This is a genomic window from Desulfurobacterium indicum (assembly GCF_001968985.1).
GTDB lineage: Bacteria > Aquificota > Aquificia > Desulfurobacteriales > Desulfurobacteriaceae > Desulfurobacterium_A > Desulfurobacterium_A indicum.
Map to the genome: position 1 here is coordinate 1 of NZ_MOEN01000033.1, position 17,123 is coordinate 17,123.

The 17,123-nt window shown below is 39.1% G+C and carries 17 protein-coding genes; 8 read left to right on the forward strand and 9 right to left on the reverse strand.

The genetic code is table 11. The features are described 5' to 3' along the window. Positions 1–53 precede the first annotated feature (53 nt). The 5 genes from BLW93_RS07530 to BLW93_RS07555 all read right to left on the reverse strand — a co-directional run bounded on the left by BLW93_RS07530 (position 54) and on the right by BLW93_RS07555 (position 4,681). Positions 54–368, reverse strand: coding sequence for a hypothetical protein (locus tag BLW93_RS07530; protein ID WP_076713470.1), 315 nt, complete (start codon positions 366–368; stop codon positions 54–56). After that, positions 344–1,435 carry a hypothetical protein gene (locus BLW93_RS07535; protein ID WP_076713471.1) on the reverse strand — a complete coding sequence of 364 codons (1,092 nt, stop codon included), beginning with the start codon at positions 1,433–1,435 and terminating at the stop codon, positions 344–346. Before BLW93_RS07535 ends, BLW93_RS07530 begins: the two co-directional genes overlap by 25 nt. 136 nt (positions 1,436–1,571) lie before the next feature. Next, entirely contained in the window at positions 1,572–2,165 is a 594-nt protein-coding gene (locus BLW93_RS07540; RefSeq protein ID WP_076713472.1) for a hypothetical protein, read from the reverse strand. 276 nt (positions 2,166–2,441) lie between these two features. Further along, positions 2,442–4,436 carry a helicase HerA domain-containing protein gene (locus tag BLW93_RS08720; protein ID WP_078058232.1) on the reverse strand — a complete coding sequence of 665 codons (1,995 nt, stop codon included), beginning with the start codon at positions 4,434–4,436 and terminating at the stop codon, positions 2,442–2,444. 38 nt (positions 4,437–4,474) lie between these two features. After that, complete coding sequence (locus tag BLW93_RS07555; protein ID WP_076713473.1) at positions 4,475–4,681, reverse strand: hypothetical protein; 207 nt, start codon at positions 4,679–4,681, stop codon at positions 4,475–4,477. Between the two features lie 346 nt (positions 4,682–5,027). On the opposite strand from BLW93_RS07555, the gene BLW93_RS07560 reads away from it, so the two are divergent. After that, a complete protein-coding gene (locus tag BLW93_RS07560) occupies positions 5,028–5,300 on the forward strand; it encodes a hypothetical protein (RefSeq protein WP_076713474.1) in 273 nt (90 codons plus the stop codon). Continuing rightward, positions 5,285–5,968 carry a nucleotidyl transferase AbiEii/AbiGii toxin family protein gene (locus BLW93_RS07565; RefSeq protein ID WP_076713475.1) on the forward strand — a complete coding sequence of 228 codons (684 nt, stop codon included), beginning with the start codon at positions 5,285–5,287 and terminating at the stop codon, positions 5,966–5,968. Before BLW93_RS07560 ends, BLW93_RS07565 begins: the two co-directional genes overlap by 16 nt. Before the next feature lie 24 nt (positions 5,969–5,992). Here BLW93_RS07565 and rsmH read toward each other — a convergent pair whose 3' ends face one another. From rsmH to pheA, 3 genes are read right to left on the reverse strand one after another with little or no spacing between them, the layout of a single operon-like run. After that, the gene (rsmH, locus tag BLW93_RS07570; RefSeq protein WP_076713476.1) at positions 5,993–6,880 is read right to left on the reverse strand and encodes a 16S rRNA (cytosine(1402)-N(4))-methyltransferase RsmH; all 888 of its coding nucleotides are present in this window, start codon (positions 6,878–6,880) and stop codon (positions 5,993–5,995) included. Continuing rightward, positions 6,877–7,782 (reverse strand): cation diffusion facilitator family transporter, encoded by a 906-nt coding sequence (locus BLW93_RS07575; protein ID WP_076713477.1) that lies wholly within the window; start codon positions 7,780–7,782, stop codon positions 6,877–6,879. The genes rsmH and BLW93_RS07575 overlap by 4 nt, the downstream gene beginning before the upstream one ends. A gap of 2 nt (positions 7,783–7,784) precedes the next feature. Further along, positions 7,785–8,867 (reverse strand): prephenate dehydratase, encoded by a 1,083-nt coding sequence (pheA, locus tag BLW93_RS07580; protein WP_076713478.1) that lies wholly within the window; start codon positions 8,865–8,867, stop codon positions 7,785–7,787. 201 nt (positions 8,868–9,068) lie between these two features. On the opposite strand from pheA, the gene mfd reads away from it, so the two are divergent. The 6 genes from mfd to BLW93_RS07610 all read left to right on the forward strand — a co-directional run bounded on the left by mfd (position 9,069) and on the right by BLW93_RS07610 (position 16,890). Continuing rightward, positions 9,069–12,266 (forward strand): transcription-repair coupling factor, encoded by a 3,198-nt coding sequence (gene mfd, locus BLW93_RS07585; RefSeq protein WP_076713479.1) that lies wholly within the window; start codon positions 9,069–9,071, stop codon positions 12,264–12,266. Then, positions 12,250–13,410 carry a nickel-dependent hydrogenase large subunit gene (locus tag BLW93_RS07590; RefSeq protein WP_076713480.1) on the forward strand — a complete coding sequence of 387 codons (1,161 nt, stop codon included), beginning with the start codon at positions 12,250–12,252 and terminating at the stop codon, positions 13,408–13,410. The genes mfd and BLW93_RS07590 overlap by 17 nt, the downstream gene beginning before the upstream one ends. Before the next feature lie 11 nt (positions 13,411–13,421). After that, positions 13,422–14,162 carry an NADH-quinone oxidoreductase subunit B family protein gene (locus BLW93_RS07595; protein WP_076713481.1) on the forward strand — a complete coding sequence of 247 codons (741 nt, stop codon included), beginning with the start codon at positions 13,422–13,424 and terminating at the stop codon, positions 14,160–14,162. A gap of 9 nt (positions 14,163–14,171) precedes the next feature. Then, positions 14,172–15,080, forward strand: a complete 909-nt coding sequence (locus BLW93_RS07600) for a Coenzyme F420 hydrogenase/dehydrogenase, beta subunit C-terminal domain (RefSeq protein WP_076713482.1) — start codon at positions 14,172–14,174, stop codon at positions 15,078–15,080. A gap of 1 nt (position 15,081) precedes the next feature. Continuing rightward, entirely contained in the window at positions 15,082–15,357 is a 276-nt protein-coding gene (locus tag BLW93_RS07605; RefSeq protein WP_076713483.1) for an ArsR/SmtB family transcription factor, read from the forward strand. 144 nt (positions 15,358–15,501) lie between these two features. Continuing rightward, positions 15,502–16,890: a phosphoglucomutase/phosphomannomutase family protein gene (locus BLW93_RS07610; protein ID WP_076713484.1), complete on the forward strand. Its 1,389-nt coding sequence runs from the start codon at positions 15,502–15,504 to the stop codon at positions 16,888–16,890. Positions 16,891–16,949: 59 nt separating this feature from the next. Here the strand turns inward: BLW93_RS07610 and BLW93_RS08915 are convergent, their stop codons facing one another. Next, a complete protein-coding gene (locus BLW93_RS08915; RefSeq protein ID WP_216818674.1) occupies positions 16,950–17,075 on the reverse strand; it encodes a WD40 repeat domain-containing protein in 126 nt (41 codons plus the stop codon). Positions 17,076–17,123 lie beyond the last annotated feature (48 nt).

Below are 17,123 nucleotides of genomic sequence, written 5' to 3' on the forward strand. Positions count from 1 at the left end.
TGAGGCTAAGGAAGAACTTCAGGATATGTTCTCCAGGAGGTACTCCTAATGGTTTACACAAAATTATTGACACAACCAAAAGGGGTAGTGTTCTCTAAAGTGTGTCTCCCAGTGGCAACCTCCTTATCCCTTGATTTAACAAACTTTTCCCACTCATCCTTACAAGATAGAGCCCGTGAACGTAAATTATCATTCTCCTCTTTCAGCAAATAGTAAAGTAACTTCATAACACTCCCTTCCCCAGGAAAGTGCTCTATTACTTTCGCCCTCCGGTTGGCGAGTATCTGAAGCTTGCGAAGCGTAGCAAAACCTGATACCTGCTTGTTATCGGAAGTCGCTAAACTTATCCTATTTCTTCTTTTATCCATAATTTTTCACCTTTTACCCAGTCAATAACTATTTGCTTGTAATCGTCCTTTATTTTGTATATGTAGTCTCTTTCTGCATGGCTCCAAGAACTCTCAATGATATCTTCTTTGTTTAGTGGTTTTCTTCTTAATTTCAAACCTCCACGAGCACCTGCTATCTGCCTTCCTGTTATTTTTGACTCAATACCTTCGGAAGGTCTTCTTTTCGCAATTTCATTCATCAAGAAAATTACCTGTTTGCTTGTTGCTGGCTCTTTGTCAACCTGTACTAAGGCCGCCAAGAGTATCCGTTGATAAGGTGTTGCATCCTTTAAATATGAGAGAAGTTCGGCTTTGGTCCATGGTTCTTCTTCCCTTTCAGCGACTTCTTTTTCCTCCTTTTCTTCAACTTGTTCTTCAACAGCCGTTGATTTCGTGGTGGCTATTTCCACTATTAGCCTCACTATATTTCCAATGTTAATACTTTCAATGGGTAGAAGAAGATTTTGAACTTTCTCTATTGCCTGTTTCTCTCCTATTACTGGCTCTAATTCTTCTTTTAGAGTTATAACTTCCATTAGGTCATCATAGAGAATTAAACGCATTCTATCTTTGTATTTACTTCCTAATATTTGCTCAATCAGAGGTTGAACATCACCCTTGCCTATGACATATAACCCAAAAATATTTTTAACTCCTTCCTGTTTAGATAGTTCTTCAAGATAATCTCCAAGTTGACTCACACTCCCAATAGGCCAAGTGCTGGTTTTTACTTCCAGAACTATCATATCTCCATTTTCTCTTTTCCAAATCCCGTCATAATTTTCTTCTCCTGACTTTCCCATATATCTTCCATACTTTATTTCAAATCCTAATCTTCGCCCTAAAGAAACAATCAAATCTTGAAATGCCCTATTATACGGATCATGCGCGCCTTTACTCTCACTTATGCATTCATCAAGCCATTTTTTTATTTGTTCAGTAGGCCATTTCTCCTTTTCAATGAATTCTCTAAATCTATTCACTTGTTCTGTTCCATCTTTCAGTTCATCCCCCAACAGATGCAATATATCTTTTATCTCAATCATCTTACCACCTCTTTTTATGTTTCATGGCGATTTCCGATAACGGACTGCGGACATGCGAAGTTTCCCGTAGGGAAATTTGGGCGAGCGTGAGCGAGCCACATATCCGTCTGTTAGGCGAAGTAAATCTTTCATTCTATCATTTACCAAAAGCATTCATTTCCTGCTGAGCTCGATAGTCGGGAACTATATGGACTCCATCATAGTAAACCTTGAATTCTGTAATAATTTTACCTTTGTAGGCTACAGGAATTACCCAACAGGATTCTGGTTCTCTGAATTCGGCACCGTCCAGAATTTCTAAATTCTTCACAATATCAGTAAGTAACTGCTTTACATTGGACATTGGAACAATTGTTTGGAAGGATATTGAATGGTACCCTTTAGGGAGCTCTGTACCTGTTGCTGGGTCAAAATTTATAACCCCTACAACGGCGCCATCGTATAATATTGCTCCTTTTACTTCAACCTCCCCTCTTGGAGCACGAACTATCCAAATTTTGCCTGGAGTTAGATATGGCTTTATCTTTTGGGCAGAGTTTACCGCGAGTTTGGCATTGTTTAAAATAGCTTGCGAAACAGGACCAGAAAAAGGAGGAGGTGGCGGAATCTGTCCAGGAACAGGTGGAGGAACCTGTCTAGGTGGTGGAGTTTGTTCAGGAGCAGGGGGAACCGCTGATCTTTGTTTTACAGGTGAATTCAGCAATGGTGGTTTTTCTTGTGCGTTTATCATACTTGTACCTCCCAATAAGACTAGTAAACACATAACATACTTCAATAAAGTTTTCATGATTTTAGCCTCCTATATTATTTCGTCTAACTCGTTCATATCCGAACCGTTTGGATATACTGCCAATTTTGAAAGATATGCAAACGGTTCGTATATAGCTCTCTGCGAATAGCCACTGCATATTGTCTTTTTCTCTCTCAAGATTCACCTCTTGCTAAAAGATCGTTTTTCAAGCATCTCTATGAATTTAATCGTTACCTTAATTTTAATATTCTAGCCTCAACCGTCCACCTCCACCACTACCGGAAAAGGCACACCTAAACCGCTCAGGATTCCCATTCCGGTTTGAAGGGAGGGCAGAAGGTTTATCAAATCTCTTCCGGCAAATTCTACATAGGTTTCAACGGCGGCAAGGTCTGAAACGTTCATTGTTCTAAACATTGCTTGAGTGTTTGCCTGTGATAGAACATACTTGCTGACCTGCGCAGGCCTCTGAGTGATTACAACAAGCCCAAGGTTAAATTTTCTTCCTTCTGACGCTATTTTTCTTGCCATGGTAAGGGCAAGGTTGTCTTTTCCTGCTGAAACGTCGCCGTAGCTTCCTTCAGGTGCAAAGTTGTGAGCTTCTTCAAGGACTATAAGTCTTTCTCTCTTATGTTCTTTGTTCTGATTGAAGAGCTCCTGCATGGCAAGGCCTGCAATATTTACCCTCGTAACGGGATCGGTTATGCGGGAAAAGTTGAAAACAACAACTTTTTTAGAGCTTTCAACGGCTGAAATAAGCTGATTGTAAGTTTCTACCTGAGTGGTTAAAACTTCCTCTCCAAAAATCTCTACCGCCTCTTTCTCAACACCTGCAGAAACACGCTTTTTAACCTTTTTCGGCTTTCCGTTTGAGGTTTCTATTTCTTCCTCTACCTCATCTTCCAGTTTTGAAAGAATGTCCAAAAGATTTTCATCTTTAAATACAGTTCTTTTAAGGGATGGCTTTATAAGACTTGAAAGGCAGGCTTTATTGTCTCTTGCAAGTCCGGAATTACCGCTTACAAGGTAAGAAAATCCTGCCTCTTTCACAAGCCATTCCACCTCATCAGGGTGGATGGGAAATAGGGTTTCTTCAAAAACAACATGCATAATGTCTTCCTGAGAAAGGGAGTCTGAAAGTTCATCGTAATACTCGCCGTGAGGATCAAAGATGAAGGTTTGAACGGGATAATCTTTTAAAAACCGTGAGAGGAAAATTTTTGTGAAGTGGCTTTTCCCTGAACCTGTTGTGCCCAAAATTAGCATGTGTTTCGTTATTATCTCTTTGCCGTCAATAAAAACTTCCTGGTCACTGTCTTCTAATGTTCCCACTTTGACGGGATAAGTCATACTTCTACCTGAAAAAGTCCTTTTTACAAGGTTTCTTATAGTATCTGAAGATGCAAGGTAAACAGGTTCTCCCACATCAAAAGGTTCCATGTTCGTCTCAAGCTTTCCATTTTTTACAATTCCTAAAACTTCTGCAACGGCAACTCTTACCCTGTCGCTGTTCTCGTTAAGGTAAGACCACACGGCAGCCTTTTTCCATTCTTTTCCTTTCCTCCCTGTAAACAAGGTTTTAAACGTATCAACAGAACCAAAAACCGGTGATTCACCGGCAGAAAATGGATTGGCAAAAAATCCCATATCGTAGGAGTAAATTGTCACAATCTTGGCAAGGATTGTGCCTTCACTGCGTCTAACTTCAACATAAGACTGCTCTTTTAGTTCAGGTTCAATGAGAATAAACTCAAAAGAGCGGGATTTAACAGGATTTATCGCAAAACCTAAAAGGTTCTCGTCAAACTTTGCAGAATCACTTTTTATCTGTTCAAAGTATGAAACAAGCTCTTTTACTTCTTTTTCATCATCGTTAATATCATAGTAAACGGCAGCCTCTATATTGCCTGAATCATAGTTTGAAAAGCCAGCGCCTGTGAAGTTTGCAGAACCTACAACCGCTTTTTCCTCGTCAACAAGAATAAATTTTGCATGAAGTCTGTTGTTTAAATAAACCTGACCATCCTTTTCTTCTACCTTTCTGAATACATAATCGTCAGTTATGAGAAGATCTTGAAGTTCAGAGGCTCTTAGTATAACTTCAAGTTCCACACTGTCAGGAAGATTTGAAAGCAGCTTATCAACGATACTCCCCTTTAACCAGGCAGAGGAAATTTTTACACTCTCCTTCGCTTCCTTAACTATTGATTCCACGCAAGAGTATATCTCATCACTTTTTAATGTTTTCATAATTTCTCCTCCCCGTTAAAACTTTTTAAATTATACATCTAACGACGCCAGATTGTTGCTCCATAACCGAAGATAAGTTCTATTAGACATTCTGGAAAATCATCATCAATCTCGTATAGAAAAGTTCTTTCCCCCACACTATGCGTCTTCACCTCGTAGAATTTTTCAAAATCCCCAAAAGATGTAACAAACCTCACCCAGATTTTTCTTTTCCCAAGGTAGGGCGTTCTTGTTTTTATAATCATCAATCCTCCTTCATCAAAGTTTTAAAAGGATAATAGCCTTAAAATAGGACTGTATCTGTCACATAAACCAGAATTTGACGAAAATACAAAAAGCCAGCAAATAGACTTCTAACTGACATATTCTTATAAAGAGCATTTCTGGAAGCGCAATGATTGTAACGGCAAACGAGCTTAAAAGAAGGTAGATATGTTATTGAAACTGCACAAGAGTATTTCAAGAGGCCGGGAATTTGAGCACATACAGACGGATTTTTATCAAACTTACCTTAAGCGGGAAAGAAATTCCTTAAGAGACATACCAGACTGGTAGAAAGGATTATGGTAAATTATTATAGCTGGAGGAAAGATGGATCCTTTGATAGTTACAATTAACCGTGCATACAGAAAAGGACTAACAGAGGAAAAGCTTGCTAAACTTATAAAGGAACAAATTTTTCCAAAAAGCTATCCTTTAAACGAACAGGTAGAGGTTTTCTTTTCCGAAGTTCCTGTTCCCATGGTTGTGTCGTTTTGTGAAAAACACGAAATAGACATGAAAGAGTTAAAAAAATATTATGATAGATATATAAAGTCAAAGTTCCGCAATGAAGAATTAGAGGAATTATGGAACATATTTTAAAGTGGAAATTAGAAATTCTTGATTTACTAAACAAGGCAATAAGCTGTCTAAAAACTGCCGGAATTCCTTATAATGAATGGAGTTTCGGAGGCGGCAGTGCTTTAATGTTCCGGTACTGGCACAGAGAAAGCAAAGATGTTGATATATTTCTTGCAAATCCTCAATACATCACAATGTTATCTCCAAGACTTAACGAATACGCCGAAAGCATAGCTACTGATTACAAAGAATCTTCCACTTTTGTAAAAATATCGGTAGAAAACAGAGAAATAGACTTTATAGTTGCGCCAAATTTAAGCGGGAAACTGCCTGTTAAAAAAACATTGGATTTAAACATGGAAATATTTGTAGAGCAACCGGAAGAAATACTCGTCAAAAAATTCTTTTACAGAACGGAAAGCTTAAAAATAAGAGATTTTTTGGATGCTTATATTGTTTTAAAAGATTCATTAAAAACCGAAAGCACCAGACTGATTCTCAGGAATTTCTTAAAAAAAAAGGAAGAAACCTTAAGAAAAAGGGCAGCTTACTTGCAGGAAGTTGTAAAGAGCGAAGGGATATTAAATACTTTACAAAAACTTTCGGTTTCTCCGTTCCTTATAGAAACGGTTCCCGAAAATTTCATACAAAAAGTAGTAAAAGAAATCCTTGAAAAAAAGTCAACTTAAACACTTTGCTTCAATTTCTAAACTTTACGGGACCCTTTTCTCAGCCGCCCTTAGCTTTGCACTCCTTGCGGCAGGATTTGCTGCTACTTCACTTTCTGACGGCAGAACAGGCTTTTTAGTAATTATTTTAAGGTCTTCTCTCTCTTTTAAAAGTTTCTTTACTATTCTATCTTCAAGAGAGTGAAAGGTGATAACAACAATCCTCCCTCCAGGTTTTAACCTATCAACCGCCTCGGGAATCGCTTCTTCTATACTTTCAAACTCTTTGTTAACGTAGATTCTTATCGCCTGAAAGGTTTTGGTGGCAGGATGCTTCTTTTTTCCAGCCCAGAGCTTTTTAGGTATTACAAATTCAACTATTTTTGCAAGCTCAAGGGTCGTCTTTATCGGCTTTTCTTTTCGTCTCTTTACTATTTCTCTTGCTATCTTCCTTGAAAATCTCTCCTCGCCGTATCGGTATATGATGTTCGCCAAGTCTCTCTCCGATAGAGTATTAACAACATCAGCTGCCGTTAGCTTCTGGCTTCTGTTCATCCTCATATCGAGAGGAGCGTCCTTCCAGAAAGAGAATCCCCTGTCCCCCCTTAACTGGAAGTGGGAAACGCCAAGATCAAAAAGGATACCATCAACAAAATCTATTCCTTCTTCATCAAGAACAACACCTATCTGTGCAAAGTTTGCATGATAAACAGAAAATCTGTTGCCAAACCGCTCAAGCTTCTTTATAGCCCTATCTATTGCCTCTTCATCTCTATCTATAGCTATAACTTTGTTTTGAGGATTTGCCTCAAGTATCGCCTCGGTATGACCGCCTCCACCAAGGGTAGCGTCAACAAAAATTCCCCCTTCCTCAGCCTTTAAAAACTCAATGGATTCATTTAAAAGAACCGGCGGATGAAATATCTCTTTCATTTTTCTCCTTCTGAGCAGCCATCGGTATCATGAAGGCAGGAGTCATCAGTCGGGTCAAGGTGTATCGTAACTTCCCATCTCTTATCGGGATCTATCTGTTTTATCCTTTTCTCAACCTGATCTGATATATCGTGAGCCTCTTTCAGTGAGATTTCGGGATTAAAGACAAGGTGAACATCAACAAAGTTAAAAGGACCTGCCTTTCGCGTTTTCAGAAAATGGTAGCTAGTTACCTTAGGTGTTGACTCTATAATTTGCACTATCTTTTCAACAGTTTCATCTTCAAGGGCAACATCCATCAGTATCAAAATACCTTCTTTTATCAATTCATAAGCAGAATAAATAATGTAAAAAGCTATAGCAATGCCGAAAAATCCGTCAATTGCGTAAAACTTTGTAAAATATACAATGGCAAGTGATAGAAGAACAGCAGAGTTTGAAAGTAGGTCTGTTTTATAGTGAAGGGCGTCTGATTTTACAACAAGGTTTCCCGTTTTTTTAGCAACATATTCAAGAAAAAGGACAAGTCCTCCTGTTAAGACGATGGAGACAATCATAACAATGAGGGAAGTTCCAAGGTGGGTTACCGGTTTGTTATGAATTATTTTCATAATGCCCTGATACATTATGAAAATACCGGATACCGTAATAATCAAGCCTTCTATAACAGCGGCAAGTGCTTCTATTTTTCCGAGTCCGTAGTTAAACTTTTCACTGGGAGGTTTTTCTGCGTTGTGTATGGCAAAGTAATTGAAAAGAGAAACAAAAATATCAAGAATCGAATCAATTGCAGATGCAAGGACGGAAACGGAACCGCTCACGATACCAACAAAAAGTTTTATTACAACAAGCACCGCCGCAACGGAACTTGCTATAACGGTGGCTTTCTTCTGAAGAGACATACTTACTCCTTGAATCCTTTTGGATATGAACCTAAAATCTTCATGAAAGAAGTGCCCTGGGCTACCTCTTCAAGAGCTTTCTTTACTTTCGGTTCAAGTCTATGGCCGTCCATATCAACAAAAAATACATACTCCCACGGACGTTTCTTTGTGGGCCTTGACTCTATTTTACTTAAGTTAACATCATAAAGAGCAAACGGCTTCAAAGCTTGGAATAAAGCACCTGCAACGTGCTTTGTGCTAAACATTATTGACGTTTTGTCGTTACCGGTAGGTGACTCAGAATCTTTCATACCAACGACAAGAAATCTCGTAAAGTTTTGAGAAATTTCCTGAATGTTCTTCTCAAGAATATTTAAATCGTAAAGTAGTGCCGCTGCCTCACTTGCAACGGCGGCAACACCTTTTTCCCTGCTTGCCAACTCTGCAGCTTTTGCAGTGCTTGAAACTTCTTCAATTTCGGCATCCGGCAGATTTTCCATCAGCCACTTCTTTGCCTGAGCTATTGCATGACGGTGGGAATAAACCTTTTTAATGTCTTTTAAAGAAGCTTCCTGACTTAGAAGGTGAAGGTTAACAGGAACAAAAATCTCACCACATATTTTAAGTTCCGTATCAAGAAACATGTCAACGGTATAGTTAACGATACCCTCTATTGAATTTTCAACCGGAACAACACCGTAATCAGCCCTTCCTTTTTCCACCTCTTCAAAAACGTCGGTTATTGAAGCCATAGGCCTTAAATCCGAAGAGGTGCCAAAATGTTTAAGAGCCGCAAGATGAGTAAACGTTGCAAAAGGACCAAGAAAAGCAACTTTTGTAGGTTCTTCAAGAGCACGGCAGGCAGATATTATCTCCCTGAAAATAGCCCTTATTGATTGAGGTGGAAGAACGCCGAACTGCTTGTTCATCTCCTCAAGCTTTATCAGAATCTTTGCTTCCCTTTCAGGGACGTAAAACGGCAATCCCTTTTCTCTCTTAACTTCTCCGACTTCTTTTGCAAACTGCGCCCTTTTGCTTAAAAGCTCTATCAGCTGTTTATCTATTTCATCAATCTGCTTTCTGAGCTCTTCTAATCTGTCCATCTACTTTCTCCTTCTGTTTAAAGGACATCCCTTCCTGCTACACTTAGGACATTTTCCAGTACTTATCCTGACAATTGCAAAAAGAGAAATTAGAAATATTATAACCAAAAAAAGATTCTCAACCACTTTACACGCCCCTTGCACCTTCAAAAAAGCGTAAATATAATCATGCACAAATATTTCAGAGGTAAAAATAAAACAATGCTCGATAAAAGGCTACTGAAAGTTGTAAAAGGAAAGCTAAAAACGGAATGCAAGGTTACCTGCTCAGGACTACCGGGTGGTGCAAAAGCCCTGTTTTTAAAAGAACTTCACACGGCGACTAAAGAAAAATTCATTCTGATAGCACCAACAGAACCCCTCGCTGAAGCACTATATGCAGACCTTTTAAGAGAGAGAATTAACGCTGTTTTCATACCACCGTGGGATTCATCACCTTTTGAGCTTGCATCACCTTCTCCGTCTGTTCAGTATAAACGATTCTCCTCCCTTTTCAGGTTACTTGAAGAAAACTTTGAAATTCTGGTAACAAGCGTTAAAGGTTATCTTCAAAAAGTCCTTTCACCGGAAGAGATAATAGAGTATTCTCTGACCATTGAAAAGGATAAAGAAATCCAAAGGGAAGAACTTGAAAAAGCCTTAAGCAAAGGGGGTTTTACCAGAGTTGAAGCAGATGCAGAAGAAGGAGAATTCCTGCTAAAAGGTGATACCCTTAACGTCAACACACCTGAAGGAAAGGTAATCGTTGAGTTTTTCGGCGATACCGTTGAGAAGATAACGGTAAACGGAAAAGAAAAAGGAGAGATTACAATTTTCCCTCTATTTGAGATGGTACCTGACAGAAATAGGCTTAAAAGCCTTGAAAATATATATCCAGAAGTTTATGAAAAACACTTTCTCTTCCCTTCTTTAAGCGGAGCGGAAAAGCTCCTGCCAGATTTTTTCAAGTTAGTGCCTTTAAAGGAATACATTGAAGGCTACCAGATTGTTATGGTTGAACCTTTTCAATGTAAAGCGATAAAAGAGGATTTCATAAGAGAACTGGAAAATGAAGCGAAAATCCTTGAGCGGGAAGGATATCCTCACTCAAAAGTTGAAGGTTTTGTTTCGGATGAACTTCCTGAACCTTCAATCACGATAGTGGAAAAAGGGGAAAGTGACGCCGACTTTAATTTAGCACCTCTCCCTAACCTTGACGTTGTTGAAGCCGAAGAAATTCTTAAATCTGTTTCTAAAGACACGATAAGAGTAATCTATTCAACCGAAAGCCTGAAAGAAGAGATTGAGAAACTCCAAAAAACGTTAAACCTTAAAATCACCTTTGAAAAAGGCATTTCCGCAGGCGGATACAGGATAAAAGAACAGTCTTTCTCTCACTTGTGCGAAATAGAAGTTTTCTCACCGTTTAAGGAAAAGTCTGTTTTAACCCTTTCGCCAGGTGAACTTGTCGTTCACAGAGACTACGGTATAGGAATATTCAAAGGAATAACCAGTAGAAAGATAGCAAATAAAAAGTTTGACTTTGTCGAAATAGAGTATGCAGGTGGCGAAAAACTTTTCGCCCCGTTTACGCAGATAGACAGAATCTATCCGTATTCAGGTTACAAAGGGAAAAAGCCGAAACTCGACAAGTTAGGCGGAACATCCTGGAAAAATCTTGAAAGACGGATAAAAGCCTCCCTAATAAAGTTTGCCAAAGAACTTGCAGAGCTTTACAAAGAGAGAAAAACGGCAACCGGCGAATCTATTGTTGGAAATCCGGAGATATTAAAGGCGTTTGAAAAAGCGTTTCCGTTTAAAGAGACAGAAGACCAGCTAAAAGCCATAAGAGACGTTTACCGGGACATGGAATCGGAAAAGCCGATGGACAGACTCATATGCGGTGATGTCGGTTTCGGAAAGACGGAAGTTGCCATGAGAGCCGCGATGAAAGCGGTATCCGCAGGAAAGCAGGTTGCACTCCTTGCACCGACAACGATACTTGCAGAACAGCACTACAGAACGTTCAAAAAGAGATTTAAAAACTTTCCTGTAACGATTGAGCTTCTATCAAGATTCAGAACTAAGAAAGAACAAAAAGAGATACTTGAAAAACTTAAAAACGGTGAAATAGACATAATAATCGGCACCCACAGGTTAACCTCTCCTGACGTTGAATTTAAAAATTTAGGACTTTTGATAATAGATGAAGAACACAAGTTCGGCGTTAAAACAAAAGAGAAACTAACATCCCTAAAGAAAAACCTTGACGTCCTTTATCTATCTGCAACGCCGATACCGAGAACCCTCTACTCAGCCATATCGGGATTCAGAGACATATCGGTTATTGAAACGCCCCCCGTCGGCAGAAAGGGAACAAAAGTTGCCGTGATGAAATACACAGATAAAATCCTGAAAACGGCAATAGAGCGGGAGCTTGAAAGAAACGGACAGGTGTTTATTGTCCACAACGATATATCTTCCCTTGAAGAAATTAAACAGAAAATAGAATCCTTTTTCCCTAACGTTCCCTCAGAAATCATTCACGGACAGATGAGGGCAGACAAGATAGAGAGAATCATGCACCGTTTTGTAAACGGTGAAACGAAAATCCTGATAGCAACTTCCATCGTCGAGTCCGGACTTGATATACCTTCAGCAAACACTTTAATCGTTATCGGTGCGGAAAACTTCGGACTATCCCAGCTCTACCAGTTAAAGGGAAGAGTCGGAAGAGGCATAGAAAAAGGCTACTGTTATCTCCTCATCTCACCTAAGGCAAAGCTTACAAAAGATGCTGTAAAAAGACTGGAAGCCGTTAAAAAGGTATCCCAGCTTGGCGGTGGATTCCAGTTAGCACTAAAAGACCTTGAGATAAGAGGTGCCGGAAACCTTTTAGGACCTCAACAGAGCGGTTACATCAACTCTGTGGGACTTGACCTCTACTTAAAACTTTTTTCAGAAGTTGTAGAAGAAAGGGAAAAAGAGAAAGACATTAAGCTAAACATCCCTGTTGAAGCTTTCATCCCTGAAGACTATATAGAGGATTCAAAAGAGAGACTAAAAGTGTATGCAGAACTTTCATCAACAGAAAATCCCTCAGAACTTCTTGATAAGATGAAAGAACTCTACGGACCAATTCCCGATCCCGTTGTAAATACATTCAAGCTATTTAAAATCAAAAAGCTGGCAAAAGAGTTAGGCGTAACGGAACTTTCTCTTACCCCTTCAGGAAGGTTGATACTTAAATTTAGTGACGAGGTAAACATATCACCTGACCGTCTGGTGAAATACATAAAGGAAAAAGGAGCAACATTCACACCGGATAAAACACTTTACATTGACGCAGGAACAACACTTGAAAAGGTAGAAGAAACACTTAAAGAACTCAAGGAGAAAACCTGTGATAAAGAGGATTGAGATAGAGCCGATTCCACTTACCGAAGGATGCTCAAAGCTGGTTCTAAAGGTTGAAAAGGGCATTATCGTTGAAGGTTACTACTACGCACTTGTTCCAGTAAGAGGATTTGAAACTCTACTCCTTGACAAGGAAGCCCCCTTTGCAACGGTTGCCGCAACAAGAATATGCGGCATGTGCCAGGCAGTTCACAGCATAGCGGCGGCAAAAGCCATAGAAGATGCCTGCAACATCGAAGTTCCAGAAGCTGCAGAGAAGTTGAGAGAAGCCCTTAACCTCACCGTAAGAGTCTATAATCACCTGCTTCATCACATTGTCATATCGGGAAACATGTTTGAAGACAAAGACGAACGATTCGAATTTATAAAAGGCGTTCAACGTATCAGAAAAAATATTTCAACAATAATGGAAATCATAGGTGGGGAATTTGTCCATCCTCCCAATATCGTTGTCGGCGGAATATCCTCATCGATAGATGAATCTGTAAGAGAAAGACTTATAAAACTCGCTGACGAAACTATCCCTCTGGCGGAAAAAGAAACCAAAAGGTTCATCGATTACATAAATCATATCTGGAAAAAACGGAATCTGCCTGATAATCTTGGCTCTCATAACCTTGACTTTTTCATAGCTGAAGATTTCAATCCAGAAGAGATAAAAGAACTGTATCCCCAGGAAGTTTTTTCAGAGTTTCCTTTTAAAAGAGAAGCAACAAACACCCTCGTAAAGGTAAAAGGAAGAGCCGTTGAAACAGGCGTTCGAGCCAGAAAGGTTAAAAAAGAAGGTTTAAAACCATCGGGAGGCATAAAAGAACTCCACATACTAAGAGCAGAAGAAATCATATCTACTTTAAAGAAGATGAAAACAATACTTGAAGAAAACACTTTTAATAAAGAATTATGGAATAGAGAATTTCCTGTTTCCGACGGACAGACAACAGGCAACGGAATTGTTGAAGCACCAAGAGGCGTGAATATTCACCAGGTAAGAGTTGATAAAAGTGGAAAGATTACATATTATAAGATTGTTGTACCTACTGCTATAAATATGTTAGCCATTGCAGAAGCGCTTAAAGGCGAAAAAGTTGAATATGCTGAGATGGTGGTGCGGGCGTACGATCCTTGTATCGCCTGTGCAACACACTAACGGGGAGAAAGTTGGTTTATTCATTTGATAACTTTGAATTTAAAGAAGATATAAAAGTTAAAGTTGGTTTCTTTCATCTTTCAAGCTGTTCAGGGTGTCAAATAGCTTTCCTTGATATGTTTGACGAGTTAGCAGATGTTCTTGATACTGTAGAAATAGCCTATTCAAATCTACTTACAAACAACAAAGAGATTCCTAAAATAAACGTTGCTTTCGTTGAAGGCACTTTCTCCATAGGTTTTAAGCCTCACATTAGACTACTTAAAGAAATATACCAAAAAGCAGATATGATAGTAGCCGTAGGTGGATGTGCCGCATTTGGGGGAATAAGAAGATTAAACACAGGTGCCCAGGCACCGCAACCTTCCCATCAGGCATCAATTCCCATAACAGAAATCGCCTTTTTAAGGAACAAAATCAAATATGTTATTCCGGGATGCCCTCCAAATCCTAACCTTTTGTATAAGTTTCTCCTTGCATTACTTGAGATAAACGAGGATTTCTTAAGACCGTTTGAATTCATGGTATTCTCAACATTTGCCTGTGGGTATGACATCCTTACAGAAGTAGTGAACAAAGGGCTCTGCACTGGCTGTGGTACATGTGTTTCTGCCTGTCCAACAAGAGCCCTTGAATTCAGTAAAAGAACACAGAGACCTCAATTCAATAGACTATTTTGTGTAAGCTGCGGCTCATGCCTTGCTGCCTGTCCGCAATCATTCAAACCATACCCTCAGCCGGTTTACGGATAAGGAGGCAAAATGTTAAGGCTTAACAGACAATTTATTCTCGGAAAATTTAAAAAAGCCTTTCTAATAAAAGCCGGCAAAAACACAACTCCGAAAGATAACTTAAGGGTACTTCTGGAATCGGCTTTTGATAAAGGATTGATTGATAGCGTAATAGGAACAACCGTTCGGGAAAAAAAGGGTTTTACAGTTACTACACCTATATTCATAAAATCAAAGGAAGAACTCCGCGGCAATGAGCAATTTTTCTTCGTCCACGGAGGACAAAACTCCATTCTAAAAGAAATAACTCAAAAATATTCTTTTGAGAAAGTCGCAGTTGTCGGACATTCCTGCGTCCTCGACGGCATAAATAAGATGCAATATTTCGGCATCGGCTACAACTTTACTGCACTAAAATTCGCACTAAAAATTGGAATCTTCTGTATTGGAGCTGCTTCAATGGAAGGAATCAAATGCCTTCTTAAAGAAAAAGGCAATAAATCAGGAAGAATAAATGAAATTTTCATTAATAAAGGTAAAATTTATATAAAATCATCAAAATTATTTGCATTTTCACCAGAAGAGTATTATTTTTACGTTAACGAAGGTTGTAAAGTTTGCATGAATTTAAGCTCACGGGGAAGCGATGTCACATTCGTTCCCTGCTTTGACAACGGTTATTCCCTGTGCTTCGTTAGAAGCGATAGAGCACAAGGACTTTTCGATAACGTTTCTTTTGAGGTGAAAGAGGCTGGAGAAGAGGAGATACTCAGAGTTGAAAATATGGCTAAAGAGATATTAAAGAAAAACATAGAGACTACCCTAGAAAGGGCAGAACTTGGAATACCGTCTAACAAGTGGGACGGGAACAGATATGGAAGATTCAGTGCACTGTGGAACAACATATACGTTGAGAATATAGAAGAGGAGGTATTCTAAAATGGTTCTCACGCAGGAACTTAGAATGAAAGCCGAAGTAATCAAAGTCCTCGGACATCCGGAGAGGCTCGCAATCCTGATGCTTCTTTCTGACGGTGAAAAATGTGTAAAAGACCTAAAAGAAGCTCTTGGCATTTCTCAGCCAAAGGTTTCTCAGCACGTTGGTATCATGAAGGAGCTGGGAATCCTTAACTTCAGAAAAGAGGGAACAAAAGTTCTCTACTCTATTGGAGACGACAGAATAAGAAAATTCCTTGATATCTTTGTTCTTGACTGATTAAGGCGGGCGGAGCTTTCCGCCCTTTTTCTTAATTCCCGCAATTTAAAACCACAATGTCTTCCCTATTTTAAAATCTTTAAAAAAACAACAATGATTATTCCATTATTTGTATAATAAATCTAAAAATCCCGGAGGAATCAAGTGACAATCAAATTCGGAACTGACGGATGGAGAGGGGTAATAGCCGATGATTTTACATTTGAAAATTTAAGAAAAGTAACCCAAGCCCACGCAAAAGTTTTAAAAGAAGATGGTGCTAAAAGAATTATCGTCGGATATGACATGCGCTTTTTATCACCGGAATTTGGAAAGTTTGTGGCTGAAACTCTATCCGGTGAAGGATTTGAAGTCGTCCTTGCAGACACGTTTTCACCAACACCGGCGGTATCTTTCGCAACAAAATACATGAACTTTGACAACGGAATCGTTATCACAGCTTCTCATAATTACGGCAAATACAACGGTTACAAGGTAAAAGAATCGTTTGGTGGAGCAGCAACGACAGCTTACGTAAAGAGAATAGAAAAACACCTTCCCGATGTAGAAAGTGCAGAAAGAAAAATCGGTGAAGTTAAAACAGAAGACATAAACACACCTTACATTGAAGGTGTGAGAAATCAGATTGATTTGTCACTCTTTAAAGAAAGAGCGGTAAAGATTGTTCACGACCCTATGTTCGGTGCACAGCAAGGATTTATCTCACAGGCTTTAGAAGGAACAAAAGCAGAAGTTACAGAGATACATAGTTACAGAGATCCCTTATTTGACAATAAACATCCTGAACCCATCGTTGAAAAGAACATAAAATCTTTAATGGAAAAAGTAAGAGCAGTAGGTGCTGACATAGGCATAGCAAACGATGGAGATGGTGACAGGGTTGGCATAGTTGATGAAAACGGGAATTTTGTAAACTCGCAGATAGTGTATGCCTTGATACTCCTTCATGTGCTTAAAAACAAAGGATTTAGAGGCGGCTGCGTTGTAAAAACTGTATCAACAGGATATCTGGTCAATAGAGTTTGCGAAGACTTTGGAATAGAACTTATTGAAACACCTGTTGGATTTAAAAACATAACAGAAGTAATGCGTGAAAGGAAAGTTCTCTTCGGCGGCGAAGAGAGCGGCGGTTATGCCCTTATGGATTATCTACCCGAAAGAGACGGACTTCTTATGGGATTGTTCATTATTGAAAAAATGCTGGTTGAAGGCAAAAGTCTTTCTGAAATGGTAGAAGAACTGTTTGAAAGGTACGGAAACGCATATTACAGAAGAATCGACCTTCCGGTTTCAGAAGAAGAAAAAGCTGTTCTTAATAAACTTAAAGAAAATCCACCTGAGGAAGTAGAAGGGAAAAAGGTTAAAAAAGCTCTAACAATAGATGGCTTAAAACTGATATTTGAAGATGATTCATGGCTCCTATTCAGACCATCAGGAACAGAACCGGTATTCAGAACATACGCAGAAGCACCAACACCGGAAGAAGTAGAAAAACTAATACAGAAAGGCGTTAATCTTATAAAGGGGCAGTAATCTACCCCTTTGTTTCTGTAGAATTATTAGCATTAGATGTGAACAAAAATCCATAGTTCCTAAAAAGCAAAATTGTATTTTACAACCGCTCCTCCTTTCCCTGCTGAAATCAGATAACTTCCCTCGTTTGAGAAATCAATAGAGTTTACAAAGCCAGGTTGTGTCAATAATTTTGTGTAAACCATTAGGAGTACCTCCTGGAGAACATATCCTGAAGTTCTTCCTTAGCCTCA

Coding starts and splice junctions, on each gene's coding strand:
- BLW93_RS07605 (WP_076713483.1), top strand. CDS start 15,082: ATGGTTCTCACGCAGGAACTTAGAATGAAAGCCGAAGTAATCAAAGTC.
- BLW93_RS07575 (WP_076713477.1), bottom strand. CDS start 7,782: ATGTCTCTTCAGAAGAAAGCCACCGTTATAGCAAGTTCCGTTGCGGCG.
- BLW93_RS07560 (WP_076713474.1), top strand. CDS start 5,028: ATGGATCCTTTGATAGTTACAATTAACCGTGCATACAGAAAAGGACTA.
- BLW93_RS07530 (WP_076713470.1), bottom strand. CDS start 368: ATGGATAAAAGAAGAAATAGGATAAGTTTAGCGACTTCCGATAACAAG.
- BLW93_RS08915 (WP_216818674.1), bottom strand. CDS start 17,075: ATGGTTTACACAAAATTATTGACACAACCTGGCTTTGTAAACTCTATT.
- mfd (WP_076713479.1), top strand. CDS start 9,069: ATGCTCGATAAAAGGCTACTGAAAGTTGTAAAAGGAAAGCTAAAAACG.
- BLW93_RS07535 (WP_076713471.1), bottom strand. CDS start 1,435: ATGATTGAGATAAAAGATATATTGCATCTGTTGGGGGATGAACTGAAA.
- pheA (WP_076713478.1), bottom strand. CDS start 8,867: ATGGACAGATTAGAAGAGCTCAGAAAGCAGATTGATGAAATAGATAAA.
- BLW93_RS07565 (WP_076713475.1), top strand. CDS start 5,285: ATGGAACATATTTTAAAGTGGAAATTAGAAATTCTTGATTTACTAAAC.
- BLW93_RS07540 (WP_076713472.1), bottom strand. CDS start 2,165: ATGATAAACGCACAAGAAAAACCACCATTGCTGAATTCACCTGTAAAA.
- BLW93_RS07555 (WP_076713473.1), bottom strand. CDS start 4,681: ATGATTATAAAAACAAGAACGCCCTACCTTGGGAAAAGAAAAATCTGG.
- BLW93_RS07600 (WP_076713482.1), top strand. CDS start 14,172: ATGTTAAGGCTTAACAGACAATTTATTCTCGGAAAATTTAAAAAAGCC.
- rsmH (WP_076713476.1), bottom strand. CDS start 6,880: ATGAAAGAGATATTTCATCCGCCGGTTCTTTTAAATGAATCCATTGAG.
- BLW93_RS08720 (WP_078058232.1), bottom strand. CDS start 4,436: ATGAAAACATTAAAAAGTGATGAGATATACTCTTGCGTGGAATCAATA.